Raw genomic sequence first — 20,171 nt, 5'->3', positions numbered from 1 at the left:
AAAAAAGTAGTTATCCTTTAAATGGTGGGAATCTGATTGGGAGATAGATTTCTTATTTAAATGGTATTAGGAGGAGACAAAGTATGAAAAAGTTAGCTAGTTTATTAGCTGTATTTGGTTTAACATTATCTTTAGGAGCATGTTCAAATGAAACAGCTCAACCTGAAGCAACACCAACACCTGAGGTATCTGAAACGACTGAAGCTCCTGAAGTTGAAGCAGAAACAGCGGCTTCAGAAGGAAATAAAGAACAAGCTGATGGTTATACATCTGCATCATCAACTAAAACAACATTAACTGGAGATGCTTTAACAGAAGCGACTACTGGATTAGTAGAAGTATCATCTGATTTAGCTTCATTAGCAACAACACAAGAAGAGGGATATGTGGCTCCTGAAACAGCAGCTCATGTTCAAATTTTATCAGTAAACCCTACTGGAACAGTTGGATTCTCAACAATTGCTGCTTGGCAATATCAACAAAATGAAGATGGTGTTGATCAAGTTGTGGTTCAATTAACTGACGGACAAAATGCTCGTAACTTAGCTGAAGTTGGAAACCGTGGATCAATTATCGTTCATAACGGTTTATACTACATCTTACATTTAGAAACAGTAGCTGTTGACGTATTAGAATATACTGAAGAAAACTTCAATAACGGATTATTCAACTATGCTTACACTGGAGCTGCCCACCAAGCATCTCAATACAACATTACATTCAATGTATTAGCAGTGGAAAGCACACCGGTTGCATTATTAGATTAATTTAAAAGTATGTCATGATTTACCCCCTTAAAAAATGATATAGATAGCTAGTGGCTTCGGTCACTAGTTTTTTAATGCCTATGATTACTTAGACTGCTTGATAAACTTTAATGTTTTAAAAGTCATGTAATTTTGTGCAATAAATTATCTAAAATAGCTCATTGTATTTCACGTCATTTCCATTGAAAACAAAATCAAATTTTGTTAACATTAGCATTAACAAAAGGAGAGATGGGATATGGATAAAAAGCGTCAGATACTTATCACAGCAAGAGCGTTATTTAACGAGAAAGGATATCATCAAGTTAAAATGCGTGACATCTCAAATGAACTAGGAATTAGCGTTGGAAATCTAACGTATCACTATAAAAAGAAGCAAGATATTATTCAGGCCATCCACCAGGAAGTTTATGAAACATTAAATGAGGAACATGCAGTCGAAACATTATCCGATTTAATGAACTTACTTCGTCATATGATTCGTACTCTGTTTAATGAGAAATATTACTTTAATGATCGAACAATTGGAGATGAACTTCCTGAATTTATTGAAGAACAGGGACGTCGTTCTATTGATGTAAAACAAAACGTGATAGATGGAATGAAAAAACTTCGAGAAAATGGTCTACTTAACGTGGATGATGAAAGTATAGAAGTTGTCATTCAATTCATTTTATTAAGTCACATTGGGTGGATTTTAGATATTAAAGAATTAACAGAAGAAATAGAAGATGCCTATATCAATCAGCATCTCATCTTATTAAAACCTTACTTAACAGAAGCAGGGTTAAAAGAATATGAACAATTAAAAAAGCGATGAGAGAAGAAACTCATCGCTTTTTAGCTTTAAAATTAGATGTAACATTAGATTTTGATTTAAATTTAGATGTGCCCTTAGATTTAGCCTTATTTTTAGACTGAGCTTTTAATTGAGCCAACTCTTTCTCTCTTTGCTTTTTTCGTTTAGTAGCTTCAGGATTTTTATCAATCATCGTAAATAAATTAGTACCCGAATCACAATCAGGACATTTATCAGGGGCTTTGATTCCTTTGTGGATATACCCACAGACTTCACATACAAATTCTTTCATTATATAACCTCCAAGTTTAAATTCTAACTCTTAGTATATGCATAAGTCCATAGAAGTTTTTCATCGTCAAAAAAATTATACTTTAGTGGTGTTAGAATTCTTTTCAATGATTTTTCTATTTAAAGTCCATTTTCTTCTAAAGAGGTCACCTACCTATACTAAAAGATTTTTAATTCATAAGATGTATTGTCGGCAAGATAATTGAAGTTATCGCGTCGGCATCTTAGTACAAAAAAGGAGTGTCTTTATGAATTATTATCAAGCAAATGCACACAGAGGAAACGGATATTATAGAAGTGGGCGACGCACTAGTACTACATCAGGATCAAGCCGTTCACAAAGCTCAAGATCAAGCCGTTCACAAAGTTCAAGATTTAGTCGTTCTCAAAGTTCACAATCAAGCCGCTCTCAAAGCTCAATGAGCAGTCGTTCTCAAAGTTTTCAATCAGGCCACTCTCTAAGTTCAATGAGCAGTGGTTCACAAAGTTGGTCTAGATTTAGTCGCTCACAAAGCTCACAATCAAACCGTTCTCAAAATTCAAGAAGCCGTTCAAATAGCTCACGTAGTCAGTCACAAAGTTGGTCTAGATTTTAATTGTTAAATCTGACGCCGTGAGATTATGGATAAACATTTTAAAAAAAATCAGTCTATTAACGGATATAAAGTGACAAAAAGACTAGGTGAAGGTCGATATGGGATTGCTTATTTGGCAACAAATGAGCAATCTCAAAAAGTTGTAATTAAACAATTAAAAAAAGATATGCTTAAGGAAACGAGAAAAAAACTGTTTTATGAAGAAAAGATATTAAAAAGTTTAGATCATCCAGCTATTCCGAAATTTATTGGAAAATTTAAAGAGGGGTCAACTGAAGGATATATTCTTGAATATATTGAAGGAAAAACATTTGATCAACTCATAAGACGAAATGAAGAAGTTTTTACCAAAGATGAAATCTATCATATTGCGGATCAATTACTTGATATTTTGCAACCACTTCATGAACAAAATATTGTGCATCGCGATATTAGGTTACCTAATGTTATTGTCAAAGACAATAAAGAGTTAGCGCTTATTGATTTTGGGCTTGCAAGATATGTAGATGATCAGCGCTATGTTAAAGCCGTTGATTACTGGTATCTAGCTGATTTCCTTCTTCATCTTTACTACACGACATATAATGGACTTGAAACATTGGAAAGACCATGGTATGACGAGCTTGATTTATATGATGAAGAAGAAAAGTTTCTTAAAAAACTATTAGGTATTTCAAAAGATAAGGCAAAGTATCATAGTATCGATGAGATTAGACAGGATTTAAATAAAGTAAAACAGATTCATCAACGAAAAAAAAGGAAGAGGAGGGGATTAATGTGATTAGTGAGGTTGAGATACAAAAAATTCATCTTAAAAGTTTTAGAGCGAATATTTATAATCTAGAGCCATTTAGGGTAATTGGTTTAATTGATGTTGATGTGAAATACAGTTATGGAATAGAGCGAGTAACGTTGGCTTTTTATCGCTCATCAGGAACGAATAATGGTAAGATTAAAGGACTTTGGTATCCGATTGTCGGAATTAAACTTGAAACTGGACCGTTTACTGAGTTTACAGATTATTTAAACCATGCTTTGACGATGTCGACAAGACGAGGATATGGTAAAAAAGGCTGGTTAGCAAAATCAGTGTTTTTTACAGATAGCTATGTTCCCAAATCACGATTCCGTGGATTTTCTAACGGACCACATTATGAACCTCTTTTTGAAATCGGAAAAACATTAATGAATCTTTATGATGAGGATAGTTATTATGAAATGCACGAACTAGATGCAAAAACATTAGACGATCTTGTAATAGAAGACAGAATACTACCTGGTAATAAACATACTCAAAGAGAAAACTATAATCGATTAATGGCCGATATCATTAATGGGGTTAAATAGCGTAACCTTAAGTCAATCTAGCTGTAAGTTGTTTGAATACTTGTTCAAATGACTTACAGTTTTTTGTTTTTTATCCTAATTTCGTATAAAATATCCAAGTATGGTACAAAATTTAATTAAATTTAAAAATTTTACATGAAATTTTTTAAATATCATGGTAGAATATTTAAGTTGAAAATATTCATCACACATATGGAGTAAGTGGTCAAGTGCTATGTAGATAGTGGTCATTTACAATGAAGTATGTGGTAGTAAAACAAAATTATAATTAGGAGGAAATAATTATGGCAATTATTTCAATGAAACAATTATTAGAAGCTGGGGTACACTTCGGACACCAAACTCGTCGTTGGAACCCAAAAATGAAACAATACATCTTCACAAGCCGTAACGGAATCTACATCATCGACTTACAAAAATCATCTAAAAAAATCGATGAAGCTTATGCAGCAATGCAAGAAGTAACTAAAGATGGTGGAAAAGTAGTATTCGTTGGGACTAAAAAACAAGCTCAAGAAGCTATCAAAGAAGAAGCTATCCGTGGTGGACAATACTGGGTTAACCAACGTTGGTTAGGTGGAACTTTAACTAACTTCAAAACTATCCAATCTCGTATTGCACGTTTAGAGCAATTAGAAGCTATGGAACAAGACGGTACTTTCGAAGTATTACCTAAAAAAGAGGTAATCAACTTACGTAAAGAAATGGAACGTTTAAATAAATTCTTAGGCGGAATCCGCGAAATGAAAGAATTACCAGCTGCAATGTTCGTAGTTGACCCACGTAGCGAGCGCATCGCAATCGCTGAAGCACGTAAATTAAACATCCCTGTATTCGGTATCGTAGATACTAACTGTGATCCAGATGATGTTGATTACGTAATTCCTGCAAACGATGATGCAATCCGCGCTGTACGTTTAATCGTTGGTAAAATGGTTGACGGAATCATCGAAGCTAACCAAGGTGCTGCTGAAGAAGTAGTAACTGAAGAAGTAGCTGTTGAAGCTGCTGCTGAGTAATTTTTACTCTTAAAAACACTTATCTCGTAAGAGATAGGTGTTTTTTTTTAGTATTGACATAAATTGTAAGCGGTGTTATAGTGATTTTAATCTACTAAGATGGAAACAAAAAGGGGGAATAATAATGAATTTTATAAAAGGAATGGATGTTTCAATGCTTCAAGAACTTGAATCAGAGGGAGCAAAATACTATTTAGACGGACAAGAAATGGATATCTTTGACTTATTTAAGCAAAAAGGAATTAACTCTATTCGATTGAGACTTTGGAATTATCCTTATGATGAAACAGGGGCACCTTATGGTGGGGGAACGAATGACTTAGAAACAACAATCAATCTAGCTAAACGTTTAACTGAAAGTGGATTAGATTTTATTTTAGATTTTCACTATAGTGATTTTTGGGCAGATCCTAAAAAACAAGTGAAACCTAAAGCGTGGACTGATTTGACTGGCCGAGATTTAGAAAACGCCGTGCATGATTATACGTTAGAGACACTTAAAACATTAAAACAAAATGGTATTCAACCGACATGTGTGCAAGTTGGAAATGAAATTACGTACGGATTTTTATGGGGAGACGGGCATATTTCTAATTTAGAAGGAATGACATCCCTACTTCAAGCAGGAATTTCGGCCGTTAGAGAATTCGATTCAACAATCAAAATTATGCTTCATTTAGATTATGGAACGGATAATAGACTATATCGAGAATGGTTTAGCAGTGTTAAAAAGTATGAACTCGACTTCGATTTAATTGGCATGTCGTATTATCCTTATTGGAATGGCAGTCTTGAAGTATTGTTAGCTAATATGAACGATATTAGCCAAAGATTTGATAAAGATATTGTCATTGCAGAAACAGCTTTTTGTTATACAACGGACTCACTTGGATGTAATGGGATGATTGTTGATGAAGAGCTTGCCAAAAATGTTCCTTATGAACCAACCAAAGAAGGACAAAAGGAATACTTAGAAGCCTTACTTAATATCATTAAAAGTGTCAGAGATAATCGTGGGGTTGGTCTTATTTACTGGGAACCATCATGGTTGCCAATTCCTCATGTTGCCTGGGCTAAAGAGGCGGGGGCTAAATATGCTAATGATGAAGGTGAGCTAGGAAACTCGTGGGCAAATCAAGCTTTATTTGATGAAAGCGGGAATGCTAATCCAGCATTAGATATTTTCTTAAATGATTAAAAAAGAATGCACTTGTCAGGATCTAGAAAATTTATAGATTTGGATAAGTGCTTTTTATATGATAAAATATAAAAATTTAAAATTAAGTTCAAGAATTTTCATTGTTTGACTTTAAATACCATAATGTTATAATCAATGTTGGCAAGTGCGGAAAATGTTATTATTTGTCGAGATACTGTATAAATATATTTACTTGAAGATACGTTTTTCTTTATTAAGAAGGATATATCTATTAAATATTGTATTAATTAAGTAAAGGGATGATAGATAATAGGTTTAATTTGGCACTGTCCAATTTTTTATAAAATGGTAGTTAGAGGTGGTTAGCATGTTGTGGTTAATTGATATTTTAAAATCTCGTCCTGAACTAGCTTTGTTCTTAACATTAGCTATTGGGTATGCAGTTGGAAAAATTCAAATTGGCACATTTAAAGTTGGAGCAGTTACGGGAGTTCTAATAACAGGTGTTGTGGTAGGTCAGTTGAATATTGTGATTGATCCAACGATTAAATCGGTATTCTTTCTTTTCTTTTTATTTACGCTTGGTTATAATGCAGGACCACAATTTTTTAAAGGGCTTAAGAAAGAAGGACTATCACAAGTTATTTTTACGTTTCTTGTTTGTGTGATTGGATTGATTTCTACGATTGTTGTCGCAAAATTATTTTCATATCATGCAGGACAAGCTTCAGGGCTCGCGGCAGGGGCATTAACTCAGTCGGCTATTATTGGCGTATCACAAGATGCTATTTTAAATTTACCTGTTGAAGATACAATCAAAACTCAAATGATAAACTTTGTTCCAGTTGGTTACGCTGTAACTTATATATTTGGGACGATTGGAGCTGCTTTTGTATTATCAACTTTTGGCCCTAAAATACTTGGCGTTAACTTAGAAGAAGAAAGTAATAAACTAGACCATGCTTCGCGTGTAGCAATTGAGGATGAGTTACTGAAATCATGTGCAGGTGAAGTTATTTATCGAGTTTATAAGATAGATGAAAAATTTATTGGACAACGTGTAGAGCAGGTTGAAAAACAACTGTCAACTGAACCGATTCGTCTTTTTATTGCACGAATTAAACGTTCAAATCAGATATTAATCCCAACGGCTGATGAGATCATTCAAAAAGAGGATAGAATTGCGATTGTATTTAAAGAAAAAGATTTACCGAATGTTTATTTTGCTGAAATTGGAACAGAAGTTATGGATTATCAGTTAACTAGATTGGAAACAGAATCTGTGGCTATTTATTTGAAGAATGTAGAATTAAATGGGAAAACCGTTAAGCATATTGATAACGATGTCTTAACGCGCCATGTTTTTATTTCAAAAATTCAACGTGCTGGGGAAGAAATAGCATATGATGATCATACCATCATACAAAAGCATGATGTGATAACTTTAACGGGACCTAAAAATGAAGTAGAAGCGATGAGTTCTGTTATTGGAAAAGTTGCTCGTAAAACAGATGAAACAGATATGATTTTCGTTGCACTAGGTATTTTGTTAGGTTCTTTAATTGGAATTCCAACTTTAATGCTTGGAAAGATTGGCATTAGCTTATCAACAAGCGGTGGCGCTTTAATCATGGGATTAATTTTTGGATTTTTACATTCACGTCGACCGACTGTTGGTAACATCCCTAAAGGAACAGCATGGTTTTTAAGTAATGTTGGTTTAGCGGTATTTGTTGCTATTGTAGGAATTAGTGCGGGTCCTGGATTTATATCGGGATTACGTGAATCAGGAATGAGTTTTCTATTAGCAGGAGTTATCGTGACACTCATTCCAACATTCTCAGGTATTCTTCTAGGAAAGTATGTATTCAAATTTTCAGCTCCGGTTACATTAGGAGCTACAGCTGGGGCTTTAACAGTAACAGCAGCTCTTGGGGCTGTTTGTGAGAAAGCGAAGAGCAACGCTCCTGTTCTTGGATATACAATCCCGTATGCTGTTGGTAATATTTTATTAACGATTTGGGGATCTTTAATTATTCTCTTTTTCTCATAAATTATATAAGTCCAGATAAGTTTTTTACATTTGGAAAACTTTTATTTTCTCTAGTAAGTGAGGATGGCGATGATATGCCTCCTGAAGATAGGATATATTCGTACCAAAAAAATTTGGCAATCGAGACTCATGTTTAATAGGTAGAAATAAGTATTAAAAAACTTCTCACTTTTTGAGAAGTTTTTTTTGTATGATTCTTTATTGTTTTAATAAACAATATTTGGTAGAGTATTTCTATATATAAGCCAAATTAGGAGGAAAAACTGAATGGAAGTTTTGGGAATTATTATCGTCTTAATTGAGGGAATTTTATCATTCTTTTCACCTTGCATCATTCCTCTCTTACCGATTTACTTAGGAATATTATCAATAAGTGATAGTGAAGAAAAATTATTTCATAAAAGTGGATTGTTTAAAAATACAATCGCCTTTGTACTAGGCATTTCGACAACATTCATCTTACTAGGACTTTCTTTTCAATCGCTAAGTTCACTTTTAGCAAAATATCAAAACACGATAACTCTCGTGGGGGGAATTATCATCGTTATCATGGGACTCTTTTATATGGGAGTGCTAAAAATTCCATTTTTAAATCAAGAAAAAAGAATGCACATTCAAACAAAACGTATGAACATATTGAGCACCTATCTGCTCGGATTTACGTTTAGTTTTGGCTGGACACCTTGCATCGGACCAATGCTTGCGTCGGTTTTAATGATGTCAATTACCCAAAGTTTCGTTCTCATTGTGGTTTATACAATGGGATTTATCATTCCGTTTATGATTGTCGCACTATTTTATAATCGATTGTTACATTTCTTAACTTGGATTAAATGTAACATGGACAAGATTAAGCTCGTAGGAGGAGCGGTGTTGATTATTTCAGGAGCAGTCATGATTTGGGGAAGCATGAATGTTTTAAACGCTGAATCGATTGAAAATCAAACCAACATTTCAGAAGAAACCTCAGCTGAAGAAGGAATCAAAGCCATTGATTTTGAGCTAAAAGATCAGTGTGGAAAAATACATCAGTTGAGTGATTACAAGGGAAAAATTGTGTATTTAACTTTCTGGACAACATGGTGTAAAAATTGTGTGGCAGAACTTCCGATTCTAAATCAATTATACGAAGAATATGGATTTAATGAAGATGACGTTGCTATTTTAACGATTGCCTCTCCTAATGTTGGACGAGAAGGTGATGAAGAATATATTAAATCATTTATTGAACAAAATGGATATACACTCCCAGTTTTAATGGATGATGGAGGAATGATTGCGTCATACTATGGAATTCAGGCTATTCCGACAAATTTTGTTATTAAACCTGATGGAACGGTCCTTGGTTATATTCCAGGGCGAGTTGGAGAAGAAACAATTCGTAAATTAATTGAAGAAGTAAAAGAGTAATAAAAAAAGTATGGTCTTATCGTAAAGTGAGATCATACTTTTTTATATTGACGACTTAAAAGTGCCAAGGGATAAGTGTAGCTATTTTGATGCAGTGATGGTGTAAAGATATATAAGTCCAGACAAGTTTTTCACACTTGGAAAACTTGTCTGGGCTATAGTTAAACCTAAGTATCAAAAAGACTCCGGTACTGAGACTCATTTATAATAATGACATACATTTCTGTTTCTATATAGATGAGAAGATGGCTGAAATAATCATACTATTTAAAGGATGTGAACGATTATTAATCTTTATAAGTATATGTTACAGAGACATGACTTAAGAGCTCATTTAATTTCTTATTAAGTTTGAAATCTTTACTATCAATAAAAATCATGGTACTTGCTTGCCATAAAATCACACTAGCAGATGTGTCAATGAGAGTATTAAGAAAGGTTTCGGGCTAATAAATCTGAAGATAGTAATTTACAATAAAGAAAATTAAAGCAGTCAATACATAATAAATTAATCGTAAAATTGATAGTCGACGAATTTGATTTTCATAATTTGAAAAAGATTGATAGTAGTTTTGAATTCCTTCTACAGATAAATTTTCTTTTGCACAATCCTTGATAGAATGAGGTAAAAAGATATGCAGATTTAACTCGGGAATCTGTTTTAAATCTCTGTTAAAAAGAGCCTCTTTTAACAATGCGTCAATATTTTCATTGACTGTTCGGATGTTTAAAGGTCGACAATCAATTTCGTTGAAAATCGCATCATAACTCTCTAGCTGGATGGGGACGGTAATAATTTCTTTCATTATAAAAACTCTCCGTATGATAAAAAATGAATAATATTAGGATGGGAAATTTTCATTAATTTATTTTATAAGAAAGGGGTTTTAAAAAAAATGAAATGATGGTAAGATGAAGTTGTATTTGAATTGTACGAAATGGGACAGGGGATATGTTAAAAAATGTATGAATCATGTATTAAAAGAGAGGGGATTTTTGATGCAGGCTTATTTATTTGTTCATTTTAGAGAAAAATCGACACCAGATGGTGAACAAGTCCATTTTGGTTTAAGTAAAGACGGATTTCACTGGGAAGCAGTCAATCAAGGGCGTCCAATTGCATGGGCCTATTATGGAGATAAAGGAGTTCGTGATTTCACGATTGTCCGTTGTCACGATCGCCAAAAATTTTATATTTTTGCTACTGACTTAAGTCTAGCTTATGGAATGCGTAATCAATATCATAACTCATGGTATGAAATTTCGGTTAATGGAAGCAAATATTTCTCAGTTTGGGAATCAGATGATTTAGTAAACTGGTCAGAACAACGCCTTGTTAAAATCGGGGATGATAAGTTTGGATGTATGTGGGCACCAGATCTTATTTTTGATAAAGAAAATGAAGACTACGTTCTTCATTGGTCATCACCTCACCATGATTATCCAAATGGAGAAAAAGGTATTTACTACAGTCGTACAAAAGATTTTGAACACTTTACCAAACCAGAAGTTCTTTATCGTAAATCGGATAGTGGTGTCATTGATTCAGCGATTTACGAAGAAAATGGGATATACTACATGTTCGTTAAAAGTGAAGAGAATCCTGCTAAAAATATGCTGCTCAAAGCCAATCAAGTGACAGGACCTTACACACGCATTGAAAAGTTTGATGAATGTATGGCAGATCTCGCAAAACATGTCTATGAAGCGCCAACAGCAGTTTGTTTAGAGGATGGAAAACGGTGCTTGTTCTTAGATTATTATGGTGTCCGTGGGGCAGGCCAAGGATATGTGCCATTTGTTTCTGATGATATTTCAGAAGGGAAGTTTGAACGTTCAGATGCAAGTTTTAGCTTCCCTTACGGATTCAAACATGGAACCATTTTACCCATTACGCTTGAAGAATACGAACGGATAAAAAATCATAAATGGGAAGCATAGTGAAAAAGAGTGACGTCATGAAAAGAGTGACTTCACTCTTTTTCTTTTTAGGTAAATAATTGGTTTGTAGTAGTCCATAATATAATATATATTCAATTTAATGATTAAATGAGATGATAAAATAATTAAAAAAGATGAAATACTTGTCTCAACTAAACTTGTTTCGTATAATCCAATTATCAGTTAGCTAGTGCTAACTAAATGACATTATGAAGAAATAACAAAGGAGAATCATAAAATGAAGAAAAGTCTTTTATTAATAATGAGTACATTCGCTTTAATGTTTGGTTTAGTAGGATGTTCAAGTTCTGATAAAACAGTTGAAGAAAATACAAATCAAACAGTTGAAACAACAGTTGTAACAGATGTTAAAGGAGAAGTTGAAATTCCAGCAAATCCACAGCGTATCGTTGATTTAAGTGGTGCAAGTGATATCTTAGCTTTAATTGGATATGATGTAATCGGAACAGCAAATAGTGATGGATATGACTATACAAAATTCCCAACTTACTTAGAAGATGTATTAGGAAATGCACAGATTTTAGGTTATAGTATGTTAGCTGAAATGGATGTTGAGGCTATTATTGCTTTAAATCCAGATTTAATTGTCATTTCAACAGTACAAGAGAAAATGTATGATCAATTATCTAAAATTGCACCAGTTGTTATGGTTGAGATGAAACAAGTAGATTGGAAAGAAGATTTCATGCATGTTGCGAAAGTATTTGGAAAAGAAGAAGTTGCAACAGAATGGATTAATGACTATTTAGCAAAAGCAGCAGAAGTTGGAGCACAAATTAAAGCAACATATGGTGAAGATAGCTCATACTTATCATTCTTAGCAAGCGGTGGAAGCTTATTTATCTTTGATCAAGCTGGTTTAGGATCAATTTTATATAATGATATGGGATTAGCAAAACCTGAAGGAATGCCTAAACAAGAAAATATTAGCTTACCAGTTGTCACATTAGAAGGATTAGCAGAAATTAACTCAGATTATATCTTTGCTGTTGGAACAGATGAAGATTTAGCGACATTAACAGCAAGTAGCATCTGGAATAACACAGAAGCAGTGAAAAATGGAAATGTTGTAACATTACCAGCGAGTCCATACTTTAACCAAGGTTATAGCCCAATTGGACGCTTAGTATTTGTTGAAGAAGTACAATCTTTATTAGCGAGTATGCATGAATAAAAAAACATTTATTCTCGTTTTAGGATGTAGCATAGTTGCAATAATCGGGCTAATTGTTGCAATCTGTGCAGGAGCAAAGAGTATTCCTTTGCAAACTGTATGGGATAGTATCTTCCACTATGAAGACGTGTTAGATATGCAATTAGTTAGAGATGTTCGAATACCGAGAGCCATTAGTACCGCCTTTGTAGGCGGTCTTCTTGGTATTACGGGTGCTATGATGCAAGGGGTCACAAGAAATCCTGTTGCCGAACCATCTCTAATGGGAATTACTCAAGGCGCGACATTTGCAATCGCGCTTCTTGGCATGAGTTCCTCTTTATACGGATTACTTGGAAACACACTGGCTGCTTTTGTTGGAGCGATTATCAGTGGATTACTCGTCTTAGCTTTTAGTATGAAAAGTGCTCGAAACATGAATATGTCACGCTTGTTATTAGCGGGAACTGCTCTTAGTACTTTTTTCATTTCAATGGCAACTGTTATTGCTCTGCTTACAAATAAATCACAAAGTTTAGCATTTTGGATAACTGGGGGCTTTCGAGCTGTGACATGGAACAGTGTCATGCTACTGCTTATTGTTGGAGGAATGACTACGATAATCGCCCTGTTTTTAGCACCGAAAATTAACATCGTTAATTTAGGGGAAGATGTCTGTATTGGACTAGGTGAAAATCCTGTTAAAATTCGTATGATCACATTACTTTTAATTATTCCGATGTGTGCAGTATGTGTGGCAGTAGCGGGAAACATCGCATTCGTTGGGTTAATTGTGCCACATATTATTAGAAAACTTTTAGGAACTGATTATCGAGTGATTATGCCGGTTTCTTTTTTAGGTGGGGCAATGCTCGTCATTTGGGCAGATGTTTTAGCGCGACTTGTTAATCAACCGTACGAGACGCCAATTGGATTATTTACGTCTTTAGTAGGAGTTCCATTATTTATTTGGATGGTTAGAAAGGAGAGCTAATTTTGAAAAAACGTTTAATAATTGTCAGTATCATGATTAGTCTTCTTCTAATCGGAATCTTTTTGCTCGCCATTAGTTGGGGAAGTTATAATATTCCACTTCAAGATGTTGTAGCGACCTTATTCGGAAACGGAACTAGACTTCAAAATGCAACGATTTTTGATATTCGTCTACCACGAATTGTTGTAGCGATGGTGGTCGCTGTTTGTTTATCAACAGCAGGATGTATTTTACAAAGTGTCACACGAAATGAACTTGCTGAGCCCGGAATGATTGGAATTAATGCCGGAGCAGCACTTGGAGTGGTGTTGTTAATTTCGTCAGGACGTACGAATTATTATGATGCGATTGGAGACGCGGCATTATTTGTCATGCCAGTTGTAGCCATTATCGGAAGTGTGATTAGTGGAGCCTTAATTTATAGGTTAAGTTATAAAAAAGGCGTCTCACCAACTCGCTTAATTTTAACTGGAATTGGTGTGAACGTTGGAATTAATGCCTTTATCTCATTGTACCAATTAAACATGGCGCAAGGAGATTATAATCAAGTCTTAACATGGACGAGTGGAAGCTTATGGGGAAGCAGTTGGAAATTTTTCTATTTGGTGACTCCATTAGCGATTCTATTTTTAGCTTTAACGATTTGGAAAGTTAAAGTGTTAGACGTTTTAAATTTAGGAGATGAAATTGCAACAGGTCTTGGTGTTAAAGTAGAAAAAGAACGTAAAATTTTATTTTTCTATGCCATTGCCTTAGCAGGACTAGCAACCTCTGTTGCTGGAAATATTGCCTTTTTAGGATTACTCGGACCTCATATTGCTAAACGCTTAGTAGGTCCAGTACACAGAAGACAAATTCCTGTTTCAGCTTTGATTAGTTGTATCATTATTTTATTTGCAGATTCTATTTCACGAAATGTATTCTCCCCAATTGAAATTCCAGTAGGGATTACCATCTCAATTGTAGGAGTTCCTTATTTCATTTACTTAATGATGAAAGAATAAATTGTGCCGGAGGGATAAGATGGACGCGATTGAAGTTAAAGACTTAGATGTAGCATACGAACAAAAATATATTATTAAAAATATGAATCTCGAAATTCCTAAGGGAAAAATTACGATGATTATTGGCTCAAATGGATGTGGAAAATCGACGTTATTAAAAACAATTGCTCGTATTATCACACCTAAAAAGGGAGAAATCAAATTAGATGGTGTGAGTCTTAAGGCGCAAGCACCAAAAGAAATCGCAAAAAAAATGGCTGTCCTGCCACAAAGTCCGATTGTTCCTTCAGGCCTTTTAGTCAAAGAATTAGTCTCTTATGGACGTTTCCCTTATCAAAGTGCGATGGGGGGATTAAAAGAAAAAGATATTGAAATGGTAAACTGGGCAATGAAAGTAACAGGAATTGCTGAGTTTTCAGAGCGTTCAGTTGATAGCTTATCAGGCGGGCAACGTCAACGAGCATGGATTGCCATGGCTCTAGCTCAAGAAACCGAGATTCTCGTTTTAGATGAACCAACGACGTATCTTGATATGGCGCATCAACTAGAAATTTTAATGCTACTTCAAAAACTAAACAAAGAGGAAAATCGCACGATTGTGATGGTTTTACATGAGTTAAATAATGCGACGAAGTTCGCAGATTATTTAATTGGGGTGAAGGAAGGCGAGGTTGTTTTCCGTGGGAAACCACTCGACGTGATTACTAATGAGAATTTATATACCTTATACGGGATTGATGCAAAGTTACAATTAGATGAAACGGGGCAGTATCCAATCTGCGTCGACTTTAGTATCAAATAAGCTTAAGGAGAGAATATGTCAAATAAACTATACCACAAGAATTTTAACATCTTAGTTTTAGGGCAAATCATTTCGTTATTTGGAAGTTCGATTCAACGATTTGCTTTGTCATTATATTTATTAGATTTAACAGGATCGGCGAGTATCTTTGCAACCATTCTTGCGATTTCAATGATTCCAGTCGTTTTAATGTCACCAATTGCGGGAATTTTAGCCGACCGTGGAGATAAGAAAAAGTTAATGGTTAGCCTTGATATATTAAGTGCTATTTTATTAATTTTCTATTCAGTTATTGTCTTAAATGGGCAAGACAGTGCTTGGATGATTGCTATGGTAATGGTAATATTATCAGCTATTTCAACCATTTATCAACCTGTTGTGAATACGTGTATTCCAATTGTTGTAAAAGATGATCAATTAGTTCGCGCCAATGCGATTATTCAACAAGTCTCTTCACTAAGTAACTTCCTTGGCCCAATTTTAGCCGGAATGTTATATGGATTTTTCGGAATTACAGGTGTGATTACGCTAAATATGGTGAGCTTTTTATTCTCAGCTATCCTTGAGTTATTTTTAGATATTCCACATCAAAAATCTGAGGAAAAACAATCGTTTAAAACTGTGTTTGTGACGGATATGAAGGAAAGCTATCGTTATTTAAGATATAAAAATCCAATCGTTTTTCGCATGCTTTTATTCTCGGGATTTTATAATCTCTTTTTAGTACCAGTCTTTAGTGTTGCGGCACCTTACTTAATTAAAGTCACATTCGGATTATCGTCACAAGTTTATGGAATTGCAGAAGGAATCATTGCTCTTGGGATGATTATTGGAGGATTGATTATTACCGCGAAACCAACAAAATTCCACATCAAACGTGTACACCATTTACTGTACTTTACCTCAATATCAATGGTGATGATGGGAATCTCAGTTTACTTATTTCAAAACGGACTAAGCACAGCTCTTATCAGTGTTATCTTATTTACCGTATTTGGGATGATCATCATGGGAATTCTAGGTGTAGCCAATGTATTAAGTGCTGCATACTTATATCAAGCAACTGATGGGGCTATGCTTGGAAAAATTTTAGCCTTTGGATCAGCTTTTGCAATATTATGCATTCCACTAGGACAGATTCTATTTGGAGGCATGATTGAGATGTTGACACAGAACATTTACTGGTTGATTTACGTGGCAGCCATCTTTGTATTTGGAGTCACAATGCTCGTACGCTCAAATGTTTTACAAATTAAAGAAGAAATAAAAAACAGTTAGAGTTCATCTAACTGTTTTTTAATTTCTACTATTATTTCGATATTGAAGTGGGGTGCATTCATACGTTTGTTTAAACATTTTAATAAAATTACTACTATAAAGATATCCTGTTTCAGTTGCAATATCGGCAATACTTTTATCCGTTGTACACAACAGATTCGCCGCTAATGTCATGCGTAGAGAGGTTGTGAATTCTCCAATCGACATATGATATTGATGAGAAAATCCGGCTTTTAACTTTTGTGGATTTAATAAAACTATTTCACTCAGTGTTTCAATCGTTGGAGGGTTAGAAATATTTTGAGTTAAAATATCATGAGCCTTTTGAATACTTTTAATATCCCTAGCACTTAAATTAAGATAACGATCTTTCCCAATTTGAACCTTTCCATGATGAAGTTGCTTCGTAAACGTATTATCATCAGATTCCTCGACTGTCTGAATAATCAACGAAATACATTGTAAAATACAACTTTCAAGCATTAAGGAATCGAGCATATTTTTGTTGGATAAAGTTTGCATTGTTTGTAAAATAGACATGACTTCAAGTGGAAGATAATTATACGTATAGTTTGTTGCAAATCGCTCAAAATCAAAATCATTTTTTAATAAAGGGCGAATCACATCATTGAAATAATTTTCATAAATCGTGATTTCTGCACCATGAAAATGTTGTCCTTTTGTCCAATTCTGCTTCCCTTTTAAATCTTTTTCTACAACGAAAAAAGAAGAAGGTTTAAAAGAAGAAATGGGTTGATTATCAATTTGAAATTCTGTTGTCCCTTTGTGAACCGTTCCAAATCGAACAAGTCGCTGTGGGTTATCAAAATTTAATGTAAAATGATGGGGAATCGTATAATCAGCAATCCCGAACTCATAATAACCAGGGCGTTCGTATAATAAGAAATAGCCATTTTCAGGATGTTCAATATCTTTGAAAATTTTACAATACTTCTCTTGGAATGCCTTGAAATTTAACTCATAAAGGACCGCTTCTCGAAACTCCTCTGAAGAGTGAACGATTGTCATGCTAAAACCTCGCTGTCAAAAAAACTGATTTTAATTAAGTATAACATACTACAAAAGTCGTTTTCAAAATGTATCTTTAAATGATTGAATTCGATAAAATAATTGACTTTTTGTCTCTAAATGAGTTAAAATCTAATTATAAAAAATTAAATAATGAACTAGAACAAACGACACATGTAGTGCTTTGCACGTAAATCTGATTACGGTACAAGGTGACTTCGTGTGTCTTTTTTTGCGTTCTTTTACGAAAAGAAAGGAAAGATACTATGCCAAAAACAAAAATTCAAAAATTATTCTTTGCTGTACTAACTGTTTTTATTACAGTTCATTTATTCGTCTTTTATAACGTAGCCATTGAAATGGGAGGAATGTCAAATCAAGTCTTTGTTACTTCTTTAAAAATCGTTCCGATTGAATTAATCTTCGCCTTACTTATTGAAATATTTATTGCAGGTCCTCTTTCAGAAAAACTTGCTTTTAGTATGATTGATTTCAAAAAAGATAGCCAAGTGATTATTACAACCGTATTTATTTGCTCGACTATTGTCTTCATGTGTCCCTTAATGTCATTAGTTTCAACTATTTTATTCCACGGTTTCACAAGCGAACTAATTGCTACTTGGTTCCAAAATATTGTGATTAACTTACCCTTTGCTTTCTTTACTCAAATTTTCTTTGTTCAACCCTTTGTTAGATATATTTTCCGATTTGTCTTTAAACACCAGTTAGATAATGAAAAACAGTACGATACAAATGAAATTGAAGTCGCTTAAGATGAAAAAGTTATCCTCCTAATTGAGGATAACTTTTTTTCTAATACTAAAATATGACATCCAAACGGAATAAAGGGGGGATGATTGACATAAAATAAAGAGAATTCACAATTAAATAGTATTAAGCATGATGAAACGTGCTTATTCAAACCATCATTAAAACGTAGAGGTTGCGAAGGCTTAAGAGTACTAATAACGAGGTAAGCGCGATGACTTATTGGGAAAGGAAGATTCGCCGAAGAGATTAACTGACGCTTTAAGGTTAATTCTCTGGGGGTGCATAAAAGATATGCATCACTGTCACAAAAATCACTTTGTGGTGTGCTACATTTGAGGATATCCCAACCGATTTTTCGGTATATTAAAGGCCCCTTGAATGTATTCGAGGGGCTTTTTTAGTGCCTTATCAAAATGAAAAAAGGAGTCTAGGATGAAACTACATGGAACAATGAACATTGAAAATCAACAATTATTTATTGGAGGGGTAAGTTGTCAAACATTGGTTAACACTTATCAAACACCACTTTATGTCTTTGACGAAGCACTACTTAGACAAAATTGCAAAGATTATAGGAAGCATTTTAAAGTTGAGGAGCGAGGGAATCGTGTGGCTTATGCCGGAAAAGCTTTCTTGCCACTTTACATGTGTCACCTGATTAAAGAAGAGGGGCTTTATCTTGATGTTGTATCTGGTGGTGAACTGTATACTGCTTATAAAGCTGATTTTCCAATGGATCATGTTTTGTTTCATGGTAATAATAAGACATTTGATGAAATCAACATGGGCTTAGAGTATGGTGTCGGTGTTTTTGTAGTTGATAATTACTATGAACTAGAGACGCTAAATACAATGTGTCATAAACGTGGTAAACAACAAAATGTTTATTTAAGAATTACACCTGGTATCGAAGCACATACACACGACTACATTAAAACGGGACAAATCGATTCGAAATTTGGATTCACCTTATCGAATGGGGACTTACAAAGATGTCTTGAAGTGTTTCATAAGTATGAGCATTTAAATTTAATTGGTTTGCATGCGCACATTGGATCACAAATTTTTGATGTGAATCCCTTTTTAGATGAAGTTGAGATTATGATGACACTCGTAAAAGATATTAAAGAGCAATTTGGATTTGAGATTACTGATGTTGATTTAGGTGGAGGAGTCGGCGTTTATTACACAGAGAAGGATGCACCTAAATCGATTGCACAGTTTTGTGAGGCAATTTTAACAAAAGCCCAGACGGTTTGCGAAACTTTACAAATAGATATTCCAAGATTGATTATTGAACCAGGGCGCTCAATTGTTGCCAATGCAGGAAGTACTTTATATATGGTTGGGTCAATGAAAGATATTAAAGATGTTAGAACTTATGTTAGTGTCGATGGAGGAATGACAGATAATATTAGGCCTTCTTTATATCAAGCGGTTTATGAATGTGCCATTGCAAATTGGATGGAATCAGGAAACGAGCGTCATGTTACGATTGCCGGAAAATGTTGCGAAAGTGGGGATATCTTAATAACTGACGTTGACGTAAATAAGATTGAAAGTGGGGACATTTTGATTATCACCTCAACAGGTGCTTATGGTTATTCCATGTCCTCAAATTATAATAAAATTCCAAAAGCAGCAGTTGTTGCTGTGAAAGATGGTGAGGCTCAATTAATTTGTCGTCGTCAAACATATGAAGAACTTCTATCACTAGAAGTTTAAAGAGGTAAACAG

General features: G+C 34.2%; 19 protein-coding genes and 1 riboswitch. Of the genes, 16 read left to right on the top strand and 3 right to left on the bottom strand.

Going from position 1 to position 20,171, the window contains the following annotated elements:
* Positions 1 to 83 precede the first annotated feature (83 nt).
* On the top strand, positions 84 to 767 hold the full coding sequence (locus HMPREF9402_RS06205) for a hypothetical protein (RefSeq protein ID WP_009606860.1): 684 nt from the start codon (positions 84 to 86) through the stop codon (positions 765 to 767).
* Positions 768 to 1,005: 238 nt separating this feature from the next.
* Positions 1,006 to 1,587, top strand: a complete 582-nt coding sequence (locus HMPREF9402_RS06200; protein WP_006784800.1) for a TetR/AcrR family transcriptional regulator — start codon at positions 1,006 to 1,008, stop codon at positions 1,585 to 1,587.
* 10 nt (positions 1,588 to 1,597) lie between these two features.
* On the opposite strand, the gene HMPREF9402_RS06195 is transcribed toward HMPREF9402_RS06200, so the two are convergent.
* Positions 1,598 to 1,858, bottom strand: a complete 261-nt coding sequence (locus tag HMPREF9402_RS06195) for a rubredoxin-like domain-containing protein (RefSeq protein ID WP_006784799.1) — start codon at positions 1,856 to 1,858, stop codon at positions 1,598 to 1,600.
* Between the two features lie 620 nt (positions 1,859 to 2,478).
* On the opposite strand from HMPREF9402_RS06195, the gene HMPREF9402_RS06190 reads away from it, so the two are divergent.
* The 6 genes from HMPREF9402_RS06190 to HMPREF9402_RS06165 all read left to right on the top strand — a co-directional run bounded on the left by HMPREF9402_RS06190 (position 2,479) and on the right by HMPREF9402_RS06165 (position 9,441).
* Positions 2,479 to 3,234 (top strand): serine/threonine-protein kinase, encoded by a 756-nt coding sequence (locus HMPREF9402_RS06190; RefSeq protein ID WP_009606857.1) that lies wholly within the window; start codon positions 2,479 to 2,481, stop codon positions 3,232 to 3,234.
* The gene (locus tag HMPREF9402_RS06185; protein ID WP_009606864.1) at positions 3,231 to 3,800 is read left to right on the top strand and encodes a hypothetical protein; all 570 of its coding nucleotides are present in this window, start codon (positions 3,231 to 3,233) and stop codon (positions 3,798 to 3,800) included. Before HMPREF9402_RS06190 ends, HMPREF9402_RS06185 begins: the two co-directional genes overlap by 4 nt.
* A 284-nt stretch (positions 3,801 to 4,084) precedes the next feature.
* Positions 4,085 to 4,819: a 30S ribosomal protein S2 gene (rpsB, locus tag HMPREF9402_RS06180; protein WP_006784796.1), complete on the top strand. Its 735-nt coding sequence runs from the start codon at positions 4,085 to 4,087 to the stop codon at positions 4,817 to 4,819.
* Positions 4,820 to 4,943: 124 nt separating this feature from the next.
* Positions 4,944 to 6,017 (top strand): glycoside hydrolase family 53 protein, encoded by a 1,074-nt coding sequence (locus tag HMPREF9402_RS06175; protein WP_006784795.1) that lies wholly within the window; start codon positions 4,944 to 4,946, stop codon positions 6,015 to 6,017.
* 328 nt (positions 6,018 to 6,345) lie between these two features.
* Positions 6,346 to 8,031 (top strand): aspartate-alanine antiporter, encoded by a 1,686-nt coding sequence (gene aspT / locus HMPREF9402_RS06170; protein WP_006784794.1) that lies wholly within the window; start codon positions 6,346 to 6,348, stop codon positions 8,029 to 8,031.
* A 267-nt stretch (positions 8,032 to 8,298) separates the two neighbouring features.
* A complete protein-coding gene (locus HMPREF9402_RS06165; RefSeq protein WP_009606858.1) occupies positions 8,299 to 9,441 on the top strand; it encodes a cytochrome c biogenesis protein/redoxin in 1,143 nt (380 codons plus the stop codon).
* A 446-nt stretch (positions 9,442 to 9,887) separates the two neighbouring features.
* Here the strand turns inward: HMPREF9402_RS06165 and HMPREF9402_RS06160 are convergent, their stop codons facing one another.
* The gene (locus HMPREF9402_RS06160; RefSeq protein ID WP_009606859.1) at positions 9,888 to 10,247 is read right to left on the bottom strand and encodes a hypothetical protein; all 360 of its coding nucleotides are present in this window, start codon (positions 10,245 to 10,247) and stop codon (positions 9,888 to 9,890) included.
* A 193-nt stretch (positions 10,248 to 10,440) separates the two neighbouring features.
* On the opposite strand from HMPREF9402_RS06160, the gene HMPREF9402_RS06155 reads away from it, so the two are divergent.
* The 6 genes from HMPREF9402_RS06155 (at position 10,441) to HMPREF9402_RS06130 (ending at position 16,634) form a co-directional block, all read left to right on the top strand.
* On the top strand, positions 10,441 to 11,382 hold the full coding sequence (locus tag HMPREF9402_RS06155) for a glycoside hydrolase family 43 protein (protein WP_009606872.1): 942 nt from the start codon (positions 10,441 to 10,443) through the stop codon (positions 11,380 to 11,382).
* Positions 11,383 to 11,620: 238 nt separating this feature from the next.
* Positions 11,621 to 12,577 (top strand): ABC transporter substrate-binding protein, encoded by a 957-nt coding sequence (locus tag HMPREF9402_RS06150; RefSeq protein WP_006784789.1) that lies wholly within the window; start codon positions 11,621 to 11,623, stop codon positions 12,575 to 12,577.
* A complete protein-coding gene (locus HMPREF9402_RS06145; RefSeq protein ID WP_006784788.1) occupies positions 12,570 to 13,550 on the top strand; it encodes a FecCD family ABC transporter permease in 981 nt (326 codons plus the stop codon). Before HMPREF9402_RS06150 ends, HMPREF9402_RS06145 begins: the two co-directional genes overlap by 8 nt.
* A 2-nt stretch (positions 13,551 to 13,552) precedes the next feature.
* The gene (locus HMPREF9402_RS06140) at positions 13,553 to 14,554 is read left to right on the top strand and encodes a FecCD family ABC transporter permease (protein ID WP_006784787.1); all 1,002 of its coding nucleotides are present in this window, start codon (positions 13,553 to 13,555) and stop codon (positions 14,552 to 14,554) included.
* A gap of 19 nt (positions 14,555 to 14,573) precedes the next feature.
* On the top strand, positions 14,574 to 15,356 hold the full coding sequence (locus tag HMPREF9402_RS06135; RefSeq protein WP_006784786.1) for an ABC transporter ATP-binding protein: 783 nt from the start codon (positions 14,574 to 14,576) through the stop codon (positions 15,354 to 15,356).
* Between the two features lie 15 nt (positions 15,357 to 15,371).
* Positions 15,372 to 16,634, top strand: a complete 1,263-nt coding sequence (locus tag HMPREF9402_RS06130) for an MFS transporter (protein WP_006784785.1) — start codon at positions 15,372 to 15,374, stop codon at positions 16,632 to 16,634.
* An 18-nt stretch (positions 16,635 to 16,652) separates the two neighbouring features.
* Here HMPREF9402_RS06130 and HMPREF9402_RS06125 read toward each other — a convergent pair whose 3' ends face one another.
* Positions 16,653 to 17,663: a helix-turn-helix transcriptional regulator gene (locus HMPREF9402_RS06125; protein WP_006784784.1), complete on the bottom strand. Its 1,011-nt coding sequence runs from the start codon at positions 17,661 to 17,663 to the stop codon at positions 16,653 to 16,655.
* A gap of 266 nt (positions 17,664 to 17,929) precedes the next feature.
* Between HMPREF9402_RS06125 and HMPREF9402_RS06120 the strand changes: the two genes are divergently transcribed.
* Entirely contained in the window at positions 17,930 to 18,436 is a 507-nt protein-coding gene (locus HMPREF9402_RS06120) for a DUF2798 domain-containing protein (RefSeq protein ID WP_006784783.1), read from the top strand.
* 156 nt (positions 18,437 to 18,592) lie between these two features.
* A riboswitch (Lysine riboswitch) is annotated at positions 18,593 to 18,771 on the top strand.
* Between the two features lie 95 nt (positions 18,772 to 18,866).
* Positions 18,867 to 20,159: a diaminopimelate decarboxylase gene (gene lysA / locus HMPREF9402_RS06115; RefSeq protein ID WP_009606862.1), complete on the top strand. Its 1,293-nt coding sequence runs from the start codon at positions 18,867 to 18,869 to the stop codon at positions 20,157 to 20,159.
* Positions 20,160 to 20,171 lie beyond the last annotated feature (12 nt).

The sequence above is a fragment of the Turicibacter sp. HGF1 genome, assembly GCF_000191865.1.
GTDB classification, from domain to species: domain Bacteria; phylum Bacillota_I; class Bacilli_A; order MOL361; family Turicibacteraceae; genus Turicibacter; species Turicibacter sanguinis.
Note: the sequence above shows the minus strand (reverse complement) of the source record. Positions and strands in the feature narration are given on the sequence as shown.